The organism is Micropruina sonneratiae, assembly GCF_025972045.1.
Classification (GTDB): domain Bacteria; phylum Actinomycetota; class Actinomycetes; order Propionibacteriales; family Propionibacteriaceae; genus Micropruina; species Micropruina sonneratiae.
In genome coordinates, this window is sequence record NZ_JAPDHX010000002.1 from 621,672 (window position 1) to 642,546 (window position 20,875).

Annotated in this window: 13 protein-coding genes, 3 rRNA genes and 1 pseudogene; 1 reads left to right on the forward strand and 16 read right to left on the reverse strand. The window is 67.9% G+C overall.

Annotated features, from left to right (window positions below; genetic code table 11):
• Positions 1 to 8: 8 nt before the first annotated feature.
• From OIE40_RS08105 to OIE40_RS08180, 16 genes are all read right to left on the reverse strand, one after another.
• Entirely contained in the window at positions 9 to 647 is a 639-nt protein-coding gene (locus OIE40_RS08105; protein WP_264701685.1) for an energy-coupling factor transporter transmembrane component T family protein, read from the reverse strand.
• Positions 644 to 1,336: an energy-coupling factor ABC transporter ATP-binding protein gene (locus tag OIE40_RS08110; protein WP_264701686.1), complete on the reverse strand. Its 693-nt coding sequence runs from the start codon at positions 1,334 to 1,336 to the stop codon at positions 644 to 646. The genes OIE40_RS08105 and OIE40_RS08110 overlap by 4 nt, the downstream gene beginning before the upstream one ends.
• Position 1,337: 1 nt before the next feature.
• Positions 1,338 to 1,922 (reverse strand): biotin transporter BioY, encoded by a 585-nt coding sequence (locus OIE40_RS08115; protein ID WP_264701687.1) that lies wholly within the window; start codon positions 1,920 to 1,922, stop codon positions 1,338 to 1,340.
• A 127-nt stretch (positions 1,923 to 2,049) separates the two neighbouring features.
• Positions 2,050 to 3,042, reverse strand: a complete 993-nt coding sequence (locus OIE40_RS08120; protein WP_264701688.1) for an HAD-IIA family hydrolase — start codon at positions 3,040 to 3,042, stop codon at positions 2,050 to 2,052.
• Positions 3,039 to 3,920, reverse strand: coding sequence for a tetratricopeptide repeat protein (locus OIE40_RS08125; protein WP_264701689.1), 882 nt, complete (start codon positions 3,918 to 3,920; stop codon positions 3,039 to 3,041). Before OIE40_RS08125 ends, OIE40_RS08120 begins: the two co-directional genes overlap by 4 nt.
• 1,062 nt (positions 3,921 to 4,982) lie before the next feature.
• Positions 4,983 to 5,099: ribosomal RNA gene (gene rrf, locus OIE40_RS08130) — 5S ribosomal RNA — on the reverse strand.
• Between the two features lie 73 nt (positions 5,100 to 5,172).
• Positions 5,173 to 8,294, reverse strand: a 23S ribosomal RNA gene (locus OIE40_RS08135).
• 324 nt (positions 8,295 to 8,618) lie between these two features.
• Positions 8,619 to 10,133, reverse strand: a 16S ribosomal RNA gene (locus tag OIE40_RS08140).
• The 16S, 23S and 5S rRNA genes sit together here, the layout of an rRNA operon.
• 713 nt (positions 10,134 to 10,846) lie before the next feature.
• On the reverse strand, positions 10,847 to 12,109 hold the full coding sequence (tyrS, locus tag OIE40_RS08145) for a tyrosine--tRNA ligase (RefSeq protein ID WP_264701690.1): 1,263 nt from the start codon (positions 12,107 to 12,109) through the stop codon (positions 10,847 to 10,849).
• Between the two features lie 156 nt (positions 12,110 to 12,265).
• Positions 12,266 to 13,702, reverse strand: coding sequence for an argininosuccinate lyase (gene argH / locus OIE40_RS08150; RefSeq protein ID WP_264701691.1), 1,437 nt, complete (start codon positions 13,700 to 13,702; stop codon positions 12,266 to 12,268).
• 67 nt (positions 13,703 to 13,769) lie between these two features.
• Entirely contained in the window at positions 13,770 to 14,270 is a 501-nt protein-coding gene (locus OIE40_RS08155) for an arginine repressor (RefSeq protein WP_264701692.1), read from the reverse strand.
• Positions 14,267 to 15,469: an acetylornithine transaminase gene (locus OIE40_RS08160; RefSeq protein WP_264701693.1), complete on the reverse strand. Its 1,203-nt coding sequence runs from the start codon at positions 15,467 to 15,469 to the stop codon at positions 14,267 to 14,269. The genes OIE40_RS08155 and OIE40_RS08160 overlap by 4 nt, the downstream gene beginning before the upstream one ends.
• Positions 15,466 to 16,389, reverse strand: a complete 924-nt coding sequence (gene argB / locus OIE40_RS08165; protein ID WP_264701694.1) for an acetylglutamate kinase — start codon at positions 16,387 to 16,389, stop codon at positions 15,466 to 15,468. Before argB ends, OIE40_RS08160 begins: the two co-directional genes overlap by 4 nt.
• On the reverse strand, positions 16,386 to 17,540 hold the full coding sequence (argJ, locus tag OIE40_RS08170; RefSeq protein WP_264701695.1) for a bifunctional glutamate N-acetyltransferase/amino-acid acetyltransferase ArgJ: 1,155 nt from the start codon (positions 17,538 to 17,540) through the stop codon (positions 16,386 to 16,388). Before argJ ends, argB begins: the two co-directional genes overlap by 4 nt.
• A complete protein-coding gene (gene argC, locus OIE40_RS08175) occupies positions 17,537 to 18,592 on the reverse strand; it encodes an N-acetyl-gamma-glutamyl-phosphate reductase (protein WP_264701696.1) in 1,056 nt (351 codons plus the stop codon). Before argC ends, argJ begins: the two co-directional genes overlap by 4 nt.
• A gap of 102 nt (positions 18,593 to 18,694) precedes the next feature.
• Positions 18,695 to 19,474 (reverse strand): HAD-IIA family hydrolase, encoded by a 780-nt coding sequence (locus OIE40_RS08180; RefSeq protein ID WP_264701697.1) that lies wholly within the window; start codon positions 19,472 to 19,474, stop codon positions 18,695 to 18,697.
• Between the two features lie 103 nt (positions 19,475 to 19,577).
• Here OIE40_RS08180 and hemC point away from each other — a divergent pair.
• Positions 19,578 to 20,420, forward strand: a pseudogene (gene hemC / locus OIE40_RS08185) (hydroxymethylbilane synthase); the annotation flags it as partial.
• Positions 20,421 to 20,875: the final 455 nt, after the last annotated feature.

Sequence of the window (20,875 nt, forward strand, 5' to 3'; positions counted from 1 at the left end):
TCTGCATCCTAGACGCGCGGGTGCGGAGCCGACGGGCGCCCCTCGGCCAGCCCGCGCGCCGCCAGGGCGTCCCCGGTCGCCTGGGCGAAGCCGACCGCACGCACCACGACCGGGGTCAGCCGCGCCACCCAGTGTCGTTCCAGGCCGCGGGCGCGGGCGGCGTCCCGGACGTCGTAGAAGGCGCCGCTGAGGAACGGGACGCTGCGCAGCATGATCCCCACCGCCAACCCGAACCGCTCACCGTCGACGAACGGCACCCGGTCGGCGGCGGCGACCAGCGCGTCCACCAGCACCGAGGCGGGCGTGGTGACGATGATCAGCCGCGCCGCCCAGACGGCCAGCAGTACGTTGCCGGGCACCACGAACGCCAGGTCGGGCCGGCCCACCACCAGCTGAAAGACGCCCAGCACCAGCAGCAGCACCAGCAGGGCCACCGGGATCGCGAACATGGCCCGGGCCGGCAGCCGGCACAGCGCCAGGCAGCCCACCACCGCCACCAGTCCGGTCGCCGTCAGCCACGGCTGCTGCACGCAAAGCGCCGGCAGGGTCAGCGCCAGCACCACCAGGTACTTCCACCCCACCCCGGCACGGTGCCACACCGAGTCGCCGGGCAGGTGGCCGCCGAACACCGACACCGTGGGTCTCATGCCATCAGCTCCCGGTAGCGGTCCAGCACCTCGGCCGGCGCCCCGTCTGCGCACACCCGACCCGCGTCGATCAGCAGGACCCGCTCGCACTGCCCGGCCAGCGCCAGATCGTGGGTGGCCACGATCACCTGGTGCGGCAATGCGCTCAGCACCTGGCTGACCAGGTTGCGGTTGCGCAGGTCGAGCAGGGTGGTAGGTTCGTCGCAGACCAGGGTCGAGGGTTCGACGGCGAGCACGCTCACCAGGGCCGCCAGCTGCCGCTCACCGCCGGAGAGGTCGTAGATGCTCTGCTCGGCGACCGCCGCCAGGCCGTAACGATCCAGCCAGTCCAGGGCCAGGCGGCGGCGCTCCCCCCGGTCGCGGACGCGGGCGCGCAGGCTGAGCTCGACGTCGTCCAGCGGCGTGGGCAGCACGAGCTGGCTCAACGGATCGGTGAAGGTGAAGCCGACCCGGCGGCGGACGGCGGCGGACTCCGTGCGGGTGTCGTGGCCGTCGACCTCGACCCGGCCCGAGGTCGGCACGATCAGCCCGTTGAGCAACCGCAGCAGGGTGGACTTTCCCGAGCCGTTGGCGCCGACCAGGGCGATGCGGTGCTCGGCGAGGCGCAGGTCGACGTGATCGAGCAGCACCTTGCTGCCCGGCGGGCCCGCGACGGGGACCCGGACCCCGACGTCACTGAGCCGGATCACCTCAGGCGGCTACCGGCACCCGTTGCGTCAGCAGCGCCGGGAAGGCCCGGTGGACGGCCAGGGCGATACCGGCCGCGGCCAGGTTCTTCACGACGTCTCCTGGCCAGAACGGCAGGTCGATGGCGATCGCGGCCGGCAGGTCGACGTGCAGGATCGTCATCAGGCCGAGGATGCCGGCCGGGTGGATGATCAGGATGGACGCGGCGAACCCTGAGACGAACAGCCACAGGAACCGCAGCCGGCGCCCGGCCGGGGCCAACCGGACGGCCAACAGGCCCGCCACGGCCGCCGCGATCGGGAAGCTGAGCAGGTAGCCGATGCTGGGCTTGGCCAGCACGCCCAGGCCGCCGGTGCCGCCGGCGAACACGGGCAGCCCCGCGAAGCCGACCACCAGGTACAGCATGGTCGCACCGAAGCCGCGCCAGGGCCCGAGGACGAGGCCCGCCAGGGCGACGCCGAGGGTCTGCAGGGTGATCGGCACCGGCCCGATCGGAATGCCGGGGACCACGGACAGCACGGCGATCAGGGCCGCGAAAACGGCGATGAACGCAAGGTCGGTGGTGGTGGGCTGCCTTCCAGCCGGCACGGGTGCTCCTGACTCTCGGGACCCGGTGGCGTTCGGGTCCCTCGCAGGATACCGCCGGGTGACGGCAGGTCGAGCGGCAACCGCTGTCCGGGCCCCTGTGTGCCGCCGATGGGACCTGGCGGCGTGCTCAGTGCAGCTGGTCGAGCCGGTCCAGGGCTTCGGTCGCGTCGGCGTTGGTGGCCCAGACCAGGTTGGCGAGCGCCCACAGGGCGTCCAACTGACCGGACTGGCCGGTCAGTTCGCCCTCGAGCAGGATCCGGCCGTCCTTCAACCGCGCGGACGCCGCTCCGCACAGCCAGGCGTGGCCCTCCTGGGTCGCGACGCGGGGCGGTTCGAGCAGGGCGCGGACATCGGCGCCGATGTAGCTGGGCCGGTCACCCGGACCGGTCTCGATCAGGTCCCGCTTGCCGTGAGCACCGGTGAACACCAGCATCGAGGCCATCCCTGCCCGGTTGGCGCCCATGATGTCGGTGTCGATCCGGTCACCCACGAAGATCGGACGCCGCGCACCGGTGTGCCGGATGGCGAAGTCCAGCATCGGCGCGTGCGGCTTGCCGAAGACGATCGGTTTGCGGCGCACCACCATGCCCACGACCGAGAGTTGGGCACCGAGGCCGGGCACGAGGCCCCGGTCGGTGGGACGGGTGCGGTCGTCGTTGGTGGCGTACCACGTGGCGCCGCGCTGCACGGCTATCGCCGCCTCGTCCAGCAGGCCCCACGGGATGGTCGGGCTGTAGCCCTGGAGCACGGCGTCCGGGCCGTCGTCGGCGTTGCCGGTCGCCCGGAAGCCGGCCCCCTCGACCAGGTCGACCAGGTTCCTGGTGCCGGCGACCAGGATCAGGCTGCCTGCGGTGAGGGTCTCGGCGAGCACGTTGGCCGCCACTTGAGCACTGGTGATCAGGTCGTCCACTCCGGCTTCGAAGCCCAGGCTGGTCAGGTGCTCCGCGACCGTTTCGGCGCTGCGCGCCGCGTTGTTCGTGACGTACATGACCCGTGCGCCCGCTTCGAGGACGGCGTGGATGCCCTCCGCCGCCCCCGGCACGGCGACCGGTCCGAGATAGATCACCCCGTCCAGGTCGAAGAAGGCGACGTCATGGTCGTCGATGATCCGTTCGGTCACTGGCCCTCCCCAGGCTCCTCCTGCGTCGCGACGGCCGGTTGCGGCTCGCCGACGCTGGTCGTGCCGCCATCCTCGGCCGCAGCCGGCTCGGCAGCGTCCTCGGTCTCGTCGAACTCGATCGTGACGCCCTGCAGGGCGGCGAGGGCCTCGGCCGCCCCGGTCTCGTTGTCGGGATCCAGCCTCAGCGCCGCTCCGAACCACTGCTCGGCGCCGGCCTCGTCACCAGACCCGGCCAGCAACTCGGCGAAGTAGTAGCGCAACCGGGCACGGGCAGCCTTGGGCCCGCGCGGCCCGACCGCCTCGATCTCCTGACGCAGAAGCCGGACCGCCTCATCGCGCTGGCCCAAGGCGTCGCGCGCACCGGCCTCGACCAGCTTGAGCTCCACCCGGGCGGCGATCGGCGGCTGGGTGGCCAGTCCCTCACGGATCAGTTTCAACGCCGCCTGCGGACGCCCGAGCCCCCGCTCGCAGTCGGCCATCACGGCCAGGAAGTCGTCGCTGCCGGTCATCCGGCGCAGGGCCCGGAACTCGTTGAGTGCCGCGGCGTACTCGCCGGCCGCATAGGCGGTGGTGGCCGCCGCCTCACGCACCACGGGCAGGCGTGCGGCGCGACGGCGCGCCGCCTCGGCGTGGGCATAGGCCAGGGCCGGGTCCACATCCACGAGTTCCGCCGCGGCCGCCAGATGGGCAGCAACCTTCTCAGCCCGTTCGCTGCTCAGCCCGCGCAGTTCGGCCTTCACCCCGCGCGACAGCAGGTCCAGATCGACATCGGTGGGCGTCGCCGGTTCGTCCGGGCGAGGCTCCAGGCCCGGATGCAGCGGCTCCCGCTCCTCGATCGGCCCCCGGTCGCGGGCCGGCTGCGGACGCCGCTGGGCCACCCCTGGGCCGTCCTGACGCCGCGGACGTCCTTCTTCACGGGGACGGTAGCCGTCCTGGCGATCGTCCGATCGCCCTTCCCCGCGGGGCCGGTAACCGCCCTGGCGGTCGTCCGAACGCCCGCGCCCGGAGCTCTGCCGCTCGTCGGAGCGGCCTCTGTCGGCGCCACGCCGGGCAGCGTCGACGCCACGAGGTTGGCCAGCCCGAGCGTCACGACCCGCGGCACGGCGAACGGCGCCGGGCTGATCGGAGCTCCATTGCCGGGATTCGGAACGCCGCGCCCCCTCGTCCGAGCGCGGACGCGACGTACGGGTGCCCTCGGGCCGAGCCGTCCCCTCCGCCCGGGGACGGTACCCGCGGTTCTGCGGACGCCCCGATGCGCCCTCGTAGCGAGGGTTGCCGGACCGACTCTGCGAGCGTCCCGATCCTCCCTCTGAACGCGAGCTGGACGACCGGCTCTGCGGGCGTGCCGAGCCGCCCTCGTAGCGAGGGCTGTCGGACCGACTCTGCGAACGCCCGGAACCGCCCTCTGAACGTGGACTGGACGATCGGCTCTGCGGGCGCCCAGAACCGGCCCCATAGCGGGGGCTGTCGGACCGACTCTGCGAACCCCCCGAGCCGCCTTCGGTGCGGGGGCGTGAGGAACGGCCCGCCGAGGAGCCGGATCCTGCGCGGCGACCTTCTGGTCGCCTACCGGTGCCACCAGCCCTACCGGCTGACGAGGTCCCATACGGCTTTGCGTCGTCCTGCCCGGCGTCGCGCCTGCGGGGCGCACGCCCGGGCCGCGAGTCGCCGGCTGAGCCACGGTATGTTCTGCTCGTGCCGCCGGAACCACCGCGCGGTGACCCGGCGCCAGTCGCCCGGTACGGCTTCGCACCGCCCTGGCCGGCTGCCCGACCCCGGCCCGCAGCACCCGAGCCCCGCGCTGGACGCTCGTTCTGTTGCCCCTTGCCGTCGGCCGGTTCCTGCTCGCTGGTCACCCGCACCAGTGTGCCGTTCACCGACCGGGGACGCAAAACACCCCCGCGGGAGCCATTGCTGGCACCCACGGGGGTGTTTTAAATGTCCGGCGACGACCTACTCTCCCACAGGGTCCCCCCTGCAGTACCATCGGCGCTGAGCAGCTTAGCTTCCGGGTTCGGAATGGAGCCGGGCGTTTCCCGCTCGCCATGATCACCGTAACTCTATGGAGTTTTCGATCGCGTTCCCGACCGTTACTCGGGAACCGCACAGTGGACGCGTAGCATCTTTGTAGGAAACAAGCCCTCGGCCTATTAGTATCGGTCAGCTCCATGCATTGCTGCACTTCCACATCCGACCTATCAACCCGGTGGTCTTCCGGGGGCCTTACCAGATTAACTCTGTGGGAACCCTCATCTTGAGACGTGCTTCCCGCTTAGATGCTTTCAGCGGTTATCACTTCCAAACGTAGCCAACCAGCCGTGCTCTTGGCAGAACAACTGGCACACCAGAGGTTTGTCCGTCCCGGTCCTCTCGTACTAAGGACAGCCTCTCTCAAGATTCCTACGCGCGCAGCGGATAGGGACCGAACTGTCTCACGACGTTCTAAACCCAGCTCGCGTGCCGCTTTAATGGGCGAACAGCCCAACCCTTGGGACCGACTCCAGCCCCAGGATGCGACGAGCCGACATCGAGGTGCCAAACCATGCCGTCGCTATGGACGCTCGGGCAAGATCAGCCTGTTATCCCCGGGGTACCTTTTATCCGTTGAGTGACGGCGCTTCCACGTGCCACCGTCAGATCACTAGTCCCGACTTTCGTCCCTGCTTGAGGTGTCCCTCTCACAGTCAAGCTCCCTTGTGCACTTACACTCAAAACCTGATTGCCAACCAGGCTGAGGGAACCTTTGGGCGCCTCCGTTACATTTTGGGAGGCGACCGCCCCAGTCAAACTACCCATCAGGCACTGTCCCTGATCCAGATGATGGACCTAGGTTAGATAACCAGAACGACCAGAGTGGTATTTCAACGTCGACTCCACACGAACTGGCGTCCATGCTTCACAGTCTCCCACCTATCCTACACAAGTCGTACCGATCACCAATACCAAACTATAGTAAAGGTCCCGGGGTCTTTCCGTCCTGCTGCGCGTAACGAGCATCTTTACTCGTAGTGCAATTTCGCCGAGTTCGTGGTGGAGACAGCGCCCAAATCGTTACTCCATTCGTGCAGGTCGGAACTTACCCGACAAGGAATTTCGCTACCTTAGGATGGTTATAGTTACCACCGCCGTTTACTGGGGCTTAAGTTCAGTGCTTCGCTTGCGCTAACACGTCCCCTTAACCTTCCAGCACCGGGCAGGAGTCAGTCCGTATACATCGTCTTTCAACTTGGCACGGACCTGTGTTTTTAGTAAACAGTCGCTTGGGCCTGGTCTCTGCGACCCTCAGTGCTCGAGGAGTAAATCCTGTTACACGTCAGGTCCCCCTTATCCCGAAGTTACGGGGGTATTTTGCCGAGTTCCTTCACCACGATTCTCTCGATCGCCTTGGTATTCTCTACCTATCCACCTGTGTCGGTTTAGGGTACGGGCGGCTAACAACTCGCTCACGAAGATTTTCTAGGCAGCATAGGATCACCCACTTCAGGAGCCGTAGCTCCAAAAGGCATCATGTCTCAGGCGCATGAGGTGCGGATTTGCCTACACCTCGCCCTACACACTTACCCCGGGACAACCATCGCCCGGGATGGGCTACCTTCCTGCGTCCCTCCGCAGCTTGCCTAATACAGTCGTGGGTCGCAGACTCAAACCGGCTTGGACCGAAGTCCGCCGCCGGCTCTTGCGTGCTTAGCATTGACTGCCTCGGCAGGGTCGTTGTTTCGCCGGTACGGGAATATCAACCCGTTGTCCATCGACTACGCCTGTCGGCCTCGCCTTAGGTCCCGACTTACCCAGGGCAGATTAGCTTGACCCTGGAACCCTTGGATATTCGGCGGACGGGTTTCTCACCCGTCATTCGCTACTCATGCCTGCATTCTCACTCGCGTGCTCTCCACGGCTGGGTTACCCCGCCGCTTCACAGCGCACACGACGCTCCCCTACCCATCCGCACACCTGGACCACGAAGGCCTGGTTATTATGCGAATGACACAGCTTCGGCGGATTGCTTGAGCCCCGCTAAATTGTCGGCGCAGAATCACTTGACCAGTGAGCTATTACGCACTCTTTCAAGGGTGGCTGCTTCCAAGCCAACCTCCTGGTTGTCTGTGCAACTCCACATCCTTTTCCACTTAGCAATCTCTTGGGGGCCTTAGCTGGTGTTCTGGGCTGTTTCCCTCTCGACTATGAAGCTTATCCCCCACAGTCTCACTGCCGCGCTCTCACTTACCGGCATTCGGAGTTTGGCTGATTTCGGTAAGCTTGTGGGCCCCCTAGACCATCCAGTGCTCTACCTCCGGTAAGAAACGCGCGACGCTGCACCTATATGCATTTCGGGGAGAACCAGCTATCACGTAGTTTGATTGGCCTTTCACCCCTATCCACAGCTCATCCCCTCGGTTTTCAACCCAAGTGGGTTCGGGCCTCCACGACGTCTTACCGTCGCTTCACCCTGGCCATGGATAGATCACTACGCTTCGGGTCTAGAGCACGCGACTATGTCGCCCTATTCGGACTTGCTTTCGCTACGGCTTCCCCACACGGGTTAACCTCGCCACGTACCACTAACTCGCAGGCTCATTCTTCAAAAGGCACGCCGTCACCCCTGGGTCCGAAGACACAGCAGGCTCCGACGGATTGTAGGCAATCGGTTTCAGGTACTATTTCACTCCCCTCCCGGGGTACTTTTCACCTTTCCCTCACGGTACTTGTCCGCTATCGGTCATCAAGGAGTATTTAGGCTTAACGGGTGGTCCCGCCAGATTCATACGGAATTTCAGGGGTTCCGTATTACTTGGGGTGACGCACGAGAGAGAGCGGCTTACGTCTACAGGGGTATTACCTTCTGTGCCGGAACTTCCCAGAGTCCTTCGACTTCAACGCTCTTTTCTTACTCTCTGACCGGTCAACAGCCCGGTCGGTGCGGCCCCACTACCCCCAACATGCAACGCCTGTCAGCTATCACACATGCTGGGTTTGGCCTCTTCCGCGTTCGCTCGCCACTACTTACGGAATCACGGTTGTTTTCTTTTCCTGTGGGTACTGAGATGTTTCACTTCCCCACGTTCCCTCCAACTACCCTATGTGTTCAGGTAGAGGTCGCCGGACATTACTCCGGTTTCTTTCGAGGTTTCCCTATTCGGAGATCCACGGATCGAAGCTTGTTTACCAGCTCCCCGTGGCTTATCGCAGGTTACAACGTCCTTCATCGGCTCTTGATGCCAAGGCATCCACCGACTGCCCTTAGTAGCTTGTTATTTCACTACAAAGATGCTCGCGTCCACTGTGCAGTTCTCAAGAAACGGGCGGATCCGGGTTCGGTCTCTGGTTCAACCAGGTGACCTCGGCCGGCCGCACAGAAGGGGTTTGCTTAGCGCAACCGACCCTTCAGGACCCAACAGCGTGCTCTCGGGCTTCGCTCCATGCATCGAGGTTCCACTCCCCTTGCGGGGTTGTACTGACGAGCTGGGTGCTCGGCTTCAGGTCAATGTTCCACTAGTAGCCTGCCGGCCTCACGAACGCTCGTCGTGAAAGACCTGGCGCTTGGACGAGGTGATTAATCCTCGCCAATGGCTCCTTAGAAAGGAGGTGATCCAGCCGCACCTTCCGGTACGGCTACCTTGTTACGACTTAGTCCTAATTACCGGTCCCACCTTCGACGGCTCCCTCCACAAGGGTTGGGCCACCGGCTTCGGGTGTTACCGACTTTCATGACTTGACGGGCGGTGTGTACAAGGCCCGGGAACGTATTCACCGCAGCGTTGCTGATCTGCGATTACTAGCGACTCCGACTTCATGGGGTCGAGTTGCAGACCCCAATCCGAACTGAGACAGGCTTTATGGGATTCGCTCCACCTTGCGGTATTGCAGCCCTTTGTACCTGCCATTGTAGCATGTTTCAAGCCCTGGACATAAGGGGCATGATGACTTGACCTCATCCCCACCTTCCTCCGAGTTGACCCCGGCAGTCTCCTATGAGTTCCCGGCCGAACCGCTGGCAACATAGGACGAGGGTTGCGCTCGTTGCGGGACTTAACCCAACATCTCACGACACGAGCTGACGACAGCCATGCACCACCTGTATACCGACCTTGCGGGGCACCTGTCTCCAGATGTTTCCGGTATATGTCAAACCCAGGTAAGGTTCTTCGCGTTGCATCGAATTAATGAACATGCTCCGCCGCTTGTGCGGGCCCCCGTCAATTCCTTTGAGTTTTAGCCTTGCGGCCGTACTCCCCAGGCGGGGCACTTAATGCGTTAGCTACGGCACGGAGAACGTGGAAGTCCCCCACACCTAGTGCCCACCGTTTACGGCGTGGACTACCAGGGTATCTAAGCCTGTTTGCTCCCCACGCTTTCGCTCCTCAGCGTCAGTTAATGTCCAGAGAACCGCCTTCGCCACTGGTGTTCCTCCTGATATCTGCGCATTCCACCGCTCCACCAGGAATTCCGTTCTCCCCTACATTCCTCAAGTCTGCCCGTATCGAAAGCAGGCTCGGGGTTAAGCCCCGAGTTTTCACTTCCGACGCGACAGACCGCCTACGAGCTCTTTACGCCCAATAATTCCGGACAACGCTCGCACCCTACGTATCACCGCGGCTGCTGGCACGTAGTTAGCCGGTGCTTCTTCTGCAGGTACCGTCAGTTTCGTCCCTGCTGAAAGCGGTTTACAACCCGAAGGCCGTCATCCCGCACGCGGCGTTGCTGCGTCAGGCTTTCGCCCATTGCGCAATATTCCCCACTGCTGCCTCCCGTAGGAGTCTGGGCCGTATCTCAGTCCCAGTGTGGCCGGTCGCCCTCTCAGGCCGGCTACCCGTCGAAGCCTTGGTGAGCCGTTACCTCACCAACAAGCTGATAGGCCGCGAGCCCATCCTTGACCGTCGGAGCTTTCCAACTCGGCAGATGCCTGCTGAGTTCGTATCCGGTATTAGCAGCTGTTTCCAACTGTTATCCCAGAGTCAAGGGTAGGTTGCTCACGTGTTACTCACCCGTTCGCCACTGATCAGAGAGAGCAAGCTCTCTCGTCACCGTTCGACTTGCATGTGTTAAGCACGCCGCCAGCGTTCGTCCTGAGCCAGGATCAAACTCTCCGTTGAAAATTTTCAGCACCGGACGAGCCGGCATTGCTGTCAAAGGATTGTTTGACACTGACAGGATCCATTGCTGGATCTATCAATAATCAAAGGAATCTCGTTGCATGAAGCGAACCTCATGCAGACGGGATATTAATTCGCACATCCTCGAGAGGATGCGCTGTACATTGACTTTCAAGCACGCTGTTGAGTTCTCAAGTTTCGGGTGCGCACCGCGCTCAGGCCCTCGGGCCGTTGCTTGGGGCAACTCGACTTACTTTACTGGGGCTTGTGCTCGGTGTCAAACCGGGCTATGGTGCCCCTCCCAGTCCGCGACAACTGTCGGGTCTTGGCGGCTCCTGGCATGGAGGCACACCGTACCCGTGCTGTTTTGGGTTGGGATCCTTCCGGCCCGTCCGATCCGGATCTCTCCGGCCCGTCCGTCTCACCGAGAAGGCCTTGCCTACTCTACTGAGGCCGTTTTCCCGGTGTCAAACCGGGCTGATGGGCCCCTCCCAGTCCGCGACAACTGTCGGGTCTTGGCGGCTCCTGGCATGGAGGCACACCGTACCCGTGCTGTTGTGGGTTGGGATCCTTCCGGCCCGTCCGATCCGGATCTCTCCGGCCCGTCCGTCTCACCGAGAAGGCTTGGTAAACATTACGGAGCCGTTACAGCGCGGTCAAATCGGCCCGCACGTCCGGGCGTGTCGTGCCGTTGACTAGGGGTTTCATTGCCATCAGCACATCGTGACGGCGCCGACGGTGCGTCGCCCGCGGCGCAGCACCACCACACCACCGGGCAAGACGTCGCCCTGCTCGAGCTGCGCCGCGGGGTCGGTCACCTTCACGTTGTTCAGGTATGCGCCGCCCTCGGTGATGGCCCGGCGAGCCGCCGACTTGCTGGACACGACGCCGGCGGCTTCCATGGCGTCCACCACACTGGGCAGTTCCGCCCCGGCCGGCAGTGCGACGGCACCCAGTTCGTCGGCGACGGCTCGAAGGGTGGTTGCGCTCAACCCGGCGAGCTCGCCACGTCCGAAGATCGCCTGCGCGGCCGCGGTCGCGGCCTCTCGCTCGGTCGGCGAGTGCACCAGGTCGGTGATGTCGTCGGCGAGCGCACGCTGCGCGATCCTCAAGTGCGGGGCCTCCGCGCTGCGGGCGGCGATGTCCTCGAGCTCCTCGCGGGGGCGTTCGCTGAACACCTTGAGGTAGTCGATGACCTTCGCGTCCTCGGAGTTCAGGAAGAACTGATGAAATGCGTACGGCGAGGTCATCGCCGGATCGAGCCACACCGTGCCCGACTCGGTCTTGCCGAACTTGGTGCCGTCGGCCTTGGTAAGCAGCGGGGTCGCCAGGGCGTGCACCCGCTCACCCTCGGAGCGCCTGATCAGCTCGACCCCCGCGGTGATGTTGCCCCACTGGTCGGAACCGCCCGTCTGCAGGGTGCAGCCGTGCCGCCGGAACAGCTCGCGGTAGTCGAGCGACTGCAGCAACACGTAGGAGAACTCGGTGTAGGAGATGCCCGACTCCAGCCGGGCCTTCACCACTTCTCGATCGAGCATCCGGTTCACGGGGAAGTGCTTGCCGACGTCCCTGAGGAAATCCAGGGTCGAGAGCTCTGCCGTCCAGTCGTAGTTGTTGACCACCTGGGCGCCGTTGTCGCCGTCGAAGGAGATCAGCCGGCTGACCTGATCGCGGATCCGGGCGACCCACTCCCCCACCAGTTCGCGCGGGTTCATCGACCGCTCGCCGGCCTGCTTGGGGTCGCCGATCAGTCCGGTTGAGCCGCCGACGAGCAGGATGGGTCGGTGACCGGCGCGCTGCAGGGCCCGGGCCAGCATGATCTGCACCAGGTTGCCCATGTGGATGCTCGGCGCCGTCGGATCGAAACCCACGTAGAAGGTGATCGGCCCCGCGGCCAGGTGGGCGCGCAGGGCGTCCGGGTCCGTGGAATGGGCGATCAGCCCCCGCCAGGTGAGTTCATCGAGCACATCGGTCACCCGGGCCATGCTAGTGCGCACGTTCGACCGGGTTTGCGGGGGCCCACGGTGGGTGGGGCGGTGGGTGCGGGTTGAGATCCCGGCGTTCGCCGGGCTGACGGTGGTGCCGGGATGACGGTGATGCCGGGATGCCGAGGGCCGGGATGACTGGGTGGGTCAGGTGGTGGCCCAGGCGCGTGCGGCGTCCAGGTGCGCCTCGACGTCGTCGAGCTGTTCGGCGACCCGGACGCCGGCGGTGCCGCCGCGTCCGTCCCGGGAGCCGATCGAGCCCTCGACGGTGAGCACCTGGAGCACCTCGGGGGTGAGCACCGGGTCGATCTCGGCGAGTTGACCGGCGGTGAGGTCAGGAAGGTCGATGCCGCGCGCCTCGCAGTAGCGCACAGCGGCACCCGAGATCTCGTGCGCCCGGGCGAACGGCACGCGCTGCCGCACCAACCAGTCGGCAAGATCGGTGGCCAGGGTGAAGCCCTGCGGCGTCCGTGCGGCCATCCGCTCGGTGTGGAAGACGAGGGTGTCGATCATGCCCGCCATCGCCGGCAGCACCACCCGCAGCTGGTCGAGCGAGTCGAACAGCGGCTCCTTGTCCTCTTGCAGGTCGCGGTTGTAGGCCAGCGGCAGTCCCTTCAGAGTGCTGAGCAGTCCGGTCAGGTTGCCGATGAGCCGGCCCGCCTTGCCCCGGGCGAGCTCGGCGACGTCCGGATTCTTCTTCTGCGGCATGATCGACGAGCCGGTGGACCAGGCGTCGTCCAATGAGACGAACCCGAACTCGACCGTCGCCCACAGAATTACCTCCTCGCTGATCCGGGACAGGTCGACGGCGACCTGCGCCAGCACGAAGGCGGCCTCGGCCGCCAGGTCGCGGGCAGCCGTCCCGTCGATCGAGTTGGCCACCGAGCCGTCGAAGCCCAGCTCGGCCGCCACCGCCTCGGGATCGAGTCCCAGCGAGGTGCCGGCCAGGGCGGCCGAGCCGTACGGGGACAGCGCCAGCCGGTGGTCGAGGTCGCGCAGCCGGTCCACGTCGCGCAGCAGCGGCCAGGCATGGGCGAGCAGATGGTGGCTGAGCAGCACCGGCTGGGCCGACTGCAGGTGGGTCCGGCCGGGCATGGGCGCCCCGAGGTGCGCGGTGGCCTGCCGGTGCAGCGCCCCCACCACCTCGGCGATCCCCGACGCCACCACCCGCGCCTGCTCGCGCAGGTACAGCCGCAGCAGCGTGGCGATCTGGTCGTTGCGGGAGCGGCCAGCGCGCAGGCGTCCGCCCAGTTCGGGACCCACCCGCTCGATCAGGCCCCGCTCCAGCGACCCGTGCACGTCCTCGTCGGTGGGAGCCGCGACGTAGCCGCCGGAGACCACGTCGACCTCGAGGTCGTCCAGGCCTGCCAGCATGGCGGTCAGCTCGTCGTCGGTGAGCAGGCCGGCGCGGTTCAGGGCGCGCGCATGGGCTCGTGACCCGGCGAGATCGTGCCGGGCCAGCCGCCAGTCGAAGTGGGTCGATACCGACAGCGCGAACATCGCCTCGGCCGGGCCGCCGGCGAATCGGCCACCCCACAGCACCCCCGCGGCGGAACCGTCGGCAGGGTCGGTGTCGTGCGTCATCTCACTCCGTTCGTCGTGGCCGCCCTCATGGCGGCCGTGGCGGCGTCACACCGGACGCCCGCGCTGGTCACTCGGTTCGCGGATTGTGGCTCATCGCCAGCATTGTCTCGGCCAACCGGGCGCCCCCGGCCGGGTCGCGGGTGATCACCGCGATCGTGTCGTCGCCGGCGATGGTGCCGAGCACCTCGGTCATCGCCACCCGGTCGATGGCCGAGGCGAAGTACTGGGCCGCGCCCGGCGGCGTCCGCAGTACGGCGAGGTTCGCCGAGCCTTCGGCCGACAGCAGCAGTTCGGCGCACAGCCGCGAGAGCCGCAGCGCGGAGACCGAGGAGTCACCGGGCCGTTCGCCGGCCAGCAACGCGTAGCCGAACTCGCCGTCGCCCTGACGTACCCGCACTGCGCCGACGTCGACCAGGTCCTTGCTGAGCGTTCCCTGGGTGACCGGAACCCCTTCCCGGGCCAGGAGCCCGGCCAGCTCACTTTGCGATCGGACCGGCTCGCGGCTGATCAGTTCGACGATCCGGGCCTGTCGCGCCGTCTTGGTCTGCGGCGTCCTCGACTCGGTCACGTCGCCTCCAGCAGGCCGGGCAGGGCGGCCACGAAGGCGTCCAGGTCGGAATCGGAGATGATCAGCGGCGGCGCCAGTCGCAGCACGTTGGGCCGTGGCGCATTGATCACGAAGCCCGCAGCCAGGGCGGCGTCCGCCACCGCCGGCGCGATCGGATCGGTCAGCACCACGCCGCGCAGCAGGCCACGGCCCCGCACCGCGGCGATGCCGGGGTGCGCCAGGCCGAGGATGCCGTCGGCCAGCCGATCCCCCGCGGCCTCGACCCGGGCCAGCAGCCCGTCGCGTTCGATGATGCCGATCACCGCCAGCCCGGCCGCGGCCGCCACCGGATTGCCGCCGAACGTGGTGCCGTGCGACCCCGGACCGAGCAGCGACGCCGCCGGGCCGGTGGCCACGCACGCGCCCACCGGGAAGCCGTTGCCGAGACCCTTGGCGAAGGTGACGATGTCGCCCGTCACCCCGGACGCCGCGCTCGCCAGCCAGTCACCGCAGCGCCCGATGCCGGTCTGCACCTCATCGATCCACAGCAGCGCGCCCGCCGCGGCGGTCAGGTCGCGGGCCATCGCCAGGTAGTCCGACGGAGGCTCCACCACCCCGTTCTCACCCTGGATCGGCTCGACCACCACGGCCGCGACCGTTTCGTCGACGACGGCGGCCAGTGCATCGGCGTCCCCGTAGGGAACGAAGACGACCTCGCCGGGCAGCGGTTCGAAGGGTTCCCGGTAGGCCGGGTTCGAGGTGAGGGCGAGGGCGCCGAGGCTGCGCCCGTGGAACGACCCCTGCATGGCGATCAGCCGGGTGCGGCCGGTGCGCCGGGTGATCTTGAACGCCGCCTCGTTGGCCTCGGTGCCGGAGTTGGTGAAGAACACCCGGGCCGGGAGCTCGGGGTCGTTCGCGGCGACGAAGCCGGCCAGCTTCTCGGCCAGCGCGATCTGGGTGGGGGTGGCGAAGAAGTTCGACACGTGACCCAGCGTGCCCAACTGGGCCGAGATGGCGGCGATCACCTGCGGGTGGGCGTGGCCCAGAGCGTTCACCGCCAGCCCGGCCAGCAGGTCGGTGTACCGGTTGCCGTCGGCGTCCCACAGGTGCGCGCCCTCGCCGCGGACGAAGACCCGCTTGGGCGGCCCGAAGGTGTTCATCAGCGCGTTGTCGTAACGCGCCTGCAGCGCTGCCTGCGTGCCCGGGGTGGCCAGCGTCATGGCTGCTCCTTCGTCGATTGCGGTGCGCGGCTGACCATCGTGCCGAGGCCCTCGGCCGTGCACAGTTCCAACAGCAGGCTGTGCGGCACCCGACCGTCGATGATGGTCGCCCGCGGCACCCCGCCTCGGACGGCCTGCAGGCACGCCTCCATCTTGGGGATCATGCCCGCCTCGAGCGTGGGCAGCAGCGCCTCCAGTTCGGTGTCGGAGATCTGCGCGATCAGCGACTCGCGCGAGGGCCAGTCGGCGTATAGGCCCTCGACGTCGGTGAGCACCACGAACCGCTGCGCGGCGAGGGCGCTGGCCAGCGCGGCGGCGGCGGTGTCGGCGTTGACGTTGTGCACGTGCCCGTCGGCGTCGGGGGCGACGGTGGCGATCACCGGGATGCGGCCCGCCGCGATCAGGTCGAGCACGGCTTCGGGACGCACAGTCGTCACCTCGCCCACCAGGCCCAGATCGACCTGCTCGCCGTCGACGACGGTGCCGCGGCGGGTGGCGGTGAACAGGCCGGCGTCCTCACCGGACAGCCCGACCGCGAGCGGCCCGTGCGCGTTCAGCAGACCCACCAGCTCGCGCCCCACCTGCCCCACCAGCACCATGCGGACGACGTCCATCGCTTCGGGCGAGGTGACCCGCAGACCGCCCCGGAACTCCGAGGCGATGCCCAGCCGGCCCAGCATCGACGAGATCTGCGGACCGCCGCCGTGCACCACGACCGGCTTCAGCCCGCAGCGTCGCAGGAACACCACGTCGTCGGCGAAGGCGCGCTTCAGCTCGTCGTTGACCATCGCGTTGCCGCCGTACTTGACCACCACGATCGAGTCGGCGTAGCGCTCGAGCCACGGCAGCGCCTCGATCAGCTTCTCGGCGGTGGCCACCCGGGCCGAGGAGTCGTCCGACGTCCGGATCAGGGGACTCATGTGGAGTACTCCGCGTTCTCCTTGACGTAGTCGTAGGTGAGGTCGTTGGTCCAGATGGTCGCGGTCGCCTCGCCCGCGTGCAGGTTCAGCTCGACCGAAACCTCACGGGCCGACAGGTCGACCTCGGAGCGGTCGGCGCCCAGTTGGCCGTCGACGAACACGCCGACGCCGTTGAACGACACGTCGACGTGCTCGGGGTCGAACGTCGCGGGCACGGTGCCCGCGGCGGCCAGCACGCGGCCCCAGTTCGGGTCGTTGCCGAACACCGCGCACTTGAACAGGTTGCTGCGCGCGATGGCGCGGGCGATCGCCAGCGCGTCGTCCTCGGAGGCTGCTCCGGTGACCTGGACGGCGATGTCGTGGGCGGACCCCTCGGCATCGGCCAGCAGCTGCGTCGCCAGCGAGTGGCACACCCCGGTCAGCGCCTCAGTGAACTCGTCGGCGTCCGGCTCGACCCCGGCCGCACCGCTGGCCAGCGCGATCACGGTGTCGTTGGTGGACATGCAGCCGTCGGAGTCGGTGCGGTCGAAGGTGAAGCTCGTCGCGGTGCGCAGGGCGGCGTCCAGCTGCTCGGAGGGGACGGCGGCGTCGGTGGTGAGCACGACCAGCATGGTGGCCAGGCCCGGGGCGAGCATGCCGGCACCCTTGGCCATGCCACCGATCGCCCAGTGCTGGTCGGAGTGGTACTCGGCCAGCTTCGGCAGGGTGTCGGTCGTCATGATGGCCTCGGCCGCCGCGTCACCGCCCTCGTCGGACAGATCCTGCGCGGCGAGCTCGATGCCGGCCAGCACCTTGTCCATCGGCAGCCGGACGCCGATCAGCCCGGTCGAGCACACGGCCACGTCGGTCACCTCGCAGCCCACGCCCCCCGCGGTCCACTCGGCCATCTGCCGGGCATCGGCCAGACCGTCGCGACCGGTGCAGGCGTTGGCGCCGCCGGAGTTCAGCACGACCGCGGCGAGGCGTCCGTCTGCGACGACCTGCATCGACCACTGCACCGGCGCGGCCTTGAAGGCGTTGCTGGTGAACACGGCGGCGGCGTGGGCGTTCGGTCCGTTGTTGACCACCAGGGCCAGGTCGGGGCGTCCGGACGCCTTGATGCCGGCGGTGACGCCTGCTGCGGTGAACCCCCTGGGGGTGGTGACGCTCACGGTGCGACTCCGATCGTGGAAAGTCCGGTGGTCTCGGGCAGGCCCAGCGCAAGGTTCATCGACTGCACGGCCGCGCCGGCGGTGCCCTTGACCAGATTGTCGATGGCGCAGACGGCGACCAGGCGTCCGGCCCGTTCGTCGACGGTGACCTGCACCAGCGCGGTGTTGGCGCCCAGGGTGCCGGCGGTGCTCGGCCACTGACCCTCGGGCAACAGGTGCACGAAGGGCTCGTCGCGGTAGGCCTCCTGCCACGCCTGCCGCACTGTGCCGGCGTCGGCGCCGGGGGCCAGCCGGGCGGTGCAGGTGGCCAGGATGCCGCGGGCCATCGGCACCAGGGTCGGGGTGAAGCTGATCCGGATCGTGTCGCCGCCCGGCTTGCCGAGATTCTGCTCGATCTCGGGGATGTGCCGGTGCACCCCCCCGACGCCGTACGGGCTGGCCGAGCCGAGGATCTCGGACGCGAGCAGCTGCGGTTTGAGCGCCTTGCCCGCGCCACTGACCCCGTTGGCGAGCACCGCAACCAGGTCGGTCGGCTCGATCAGGCCGGTGGCGATGCCGGGCTGCAGGGCGAAGGTGACGGCGGTGACGTTGCAGCCGGGCACCGCGATGCGGCGAGTGCCGGCCAGTTCGGTGCGTTGCCGGACGCCGTCGGCGAGCAGCAGCTCCGGCATGCCGTAGGTCCAGGTGCCCGGGTGCTCCCCGCCGTAGAAGGCGCGCCAGGCCTCCGCGGATTCGAGACGGTGGTCGGCGCCGAGGTCGATCAGCAGCGCCTCCGGCGACGCCTGCGCGAGCTCGGCCGCGATGGCCCCGGACGTGCCGTGCGGCAGGGCCAGCACGATGACGTCGTGGCCGGCCAGGTTGTCGACGGTGGTGTCGAGCACCTCGGCGTCCGCCAACGGCAGCAGGTGTGCCTGGTGGGTGCCGAAGCGGGTGCCCGCGCTGGACTTGGCGGTGAGGTTGCCGATGGTGACGTCGGGGTGCTGGAGTAGCAGGCGAAGCGCCTCACCCCCGGCGTACCCGGTGCAGCCGGAGACGGCGATCCGTACGGACATGGTGATTACTATGCCGCACCAGGAATGATTATTCCAAGACGACCCGCCGGTGAGCGCCCGCATAGGTGCGCGGCGACGGGGTGCGCGGCGGCGGGCGGCGGGTCAGATCTGGTCGATGAGTTCGTCGACCCCGCCCAGCACCTGGTTGGGCCGGAAGGGGTACCGCGCCACGTCGTCCATGGTGGTCAGGCCGCTGAGCACCAGGACGGTGTGCAGGCCGGCCTCCATGCCCGCCACGATGTCGGTGTCCATCCGGTCGCCGATCATCGCCGTGGTCTCGGAGTGCGCCTCGATGCGGCGCATGGCGGAACGGAACATCATCGGGTTCGGCTTGCCGACCACGTAGGGCTGGCGGTTCGTCGCAGCGGTGATCATCGCCGCCACCGAGCCGGCGGCGGGCAGCAGACCGTCCTTGGAGGGGCCGGTGGTGTCGGGGTTGGTGACGATGAAGCGGGCGCCGTTGACGATCAGCCGGATCGCCTTGGTGATCGCCTCGAACGAGAAGTTCCGGGTCTCGCCGAGCACGACGAAGTCGGGATCGACCTCGGTCAGCACGAAGCCGGCGTCATGCAGGGCGGTGGTCAGCCCGGCCTCGCCGATCACGAAGGCGGTCTTGTCGCCGGGCTGTTCGGCGAGGAAGGCGCCGGTCGCCATGGCGGAGGTCCAGATGTTCTCCTGCGGGATACGCAGGCCCGAACGCTTGAGCCTGGCGGCCAGGTCGCGTGCGGTGAAGAGTGAGTTATTGGTCAGCACGAGGAAGCGCTTGGAGGTGTCCACCCAGCGTTGGATCAACTCGGCCGCCCCGGGCAGCGGCTGGTCCTCGTGGACGAGCACGCCGTCCATGTCGGTCAGCCAGCATTCGATGTCGCGTGACTTACGCATACCTGCAGTCTACCTGTTATTAGTTGAAACTACTACAAATGCGGCACCGCCGATCGCCGGAATCGGGGCGTCGGTACCGACGGCGTACGGCAAGATCGGATGAGTGCAGATCAGGCTCGCAACCCGCGGTTCCCGGCTGGCGCTGGCCCAATCCCAACAGATCGCGGACGCGCTGCGCGCCCTGGGCGCCGACGTCGTGCTGGTGCGGGTGAAGACGTTCGGGGACGTCACCGACGCCCCGCTGTCGAGCCTCGGCGGCGTCGGCGTGTTCGTCGCCGCCGTCCGTGAAGCCGTGCTGGATGGTCGCTGCGACCTGGCCGTGCATTCGCTGAAGGACCTGCCGACCACACCGACCGACGGCCTGGTGCTGGGTGCCGTGCCGCGCCGGGAGGATCCCCGCGACGCGCTGTGCGCCCGCGACGCGCTGACCCTGGCGACGCTGCCACCCGGCGCATCGGTCGGCACTGGGTCGCCCCGCCGGGCCGCCCAACTGGCCGCCGTACGCCCCGATCTCACCATCGTCGACCTGCGCGGCAACGTCGACACCCGGCTGGGCCGGGTCGGCGCCGACCTGGACGCCGTGGTGCTGGCGGTGGCCGGCCTCAACCGCCTGGGCAGGGCGGACGCCATCACCGAGAAACTGCCCCCCGAGATACTGGTGCCCGCCCCGGCGCAGGGCGCCCTCGCCCTGGAGTGCCGGGCAGACGACAACGAGGTGCGCAACCTGCTGGGCCAGCTGGACGACGCCGCCAGCCGGGTGGCGGTGGAGACCGAACGTGCCGTGATGCGCCTGGTCGAGGCCGGCTGCGCCGCCCCGTTCGGGGCACTCGCCCGGGTGTCGGGCGACAACCTGACGATCACCGCCCGGCTGCTGGCCACCCAGGTGCGCACCGACACGCTGACCGGGCCGGCGAATCAGGCCTCCGCCATGGCCGAACAGCTGGCCGACCGGGTCGCTCCACTACGCGGGCTGCGGGTGCTGATGCCCCCCTCGGCGATGGCCGACGAGCTGGCTGCCGAGGGCGTCTCCGTCACCACCGCCGCCCTCACCCAGACCCAGCCGCTGGCCACCGACGCCCTGGCCGCGGCCCTTGCCGGCCGGCCGGACGTGGTCGCCTTCACCTCGGCCCGCACCTTCGAGGTGCTGGCCGCCGCCGGCGTCCGGATCGCCGAACTGGTGCGGCCCGGGACGGGGCGGGGGGGGGGGGGGGGGGGGGGCCCCCCCCCCCCCCCCGGGGGGCGCCCGGGGGGGGGGGGGGGGGGGGGGGGCGGGGGGGGGGGGGGGGGGGGGGGGGGTGGTGGGGGGGGCTGGGGTCGTCGGTGGGGCTCGGCACATCAGTCGGTGTCTCGGTCGGGTGCGCGGTGGGACTGGCCGTCGCACTTCCCGGCGGGGTGCTGCTG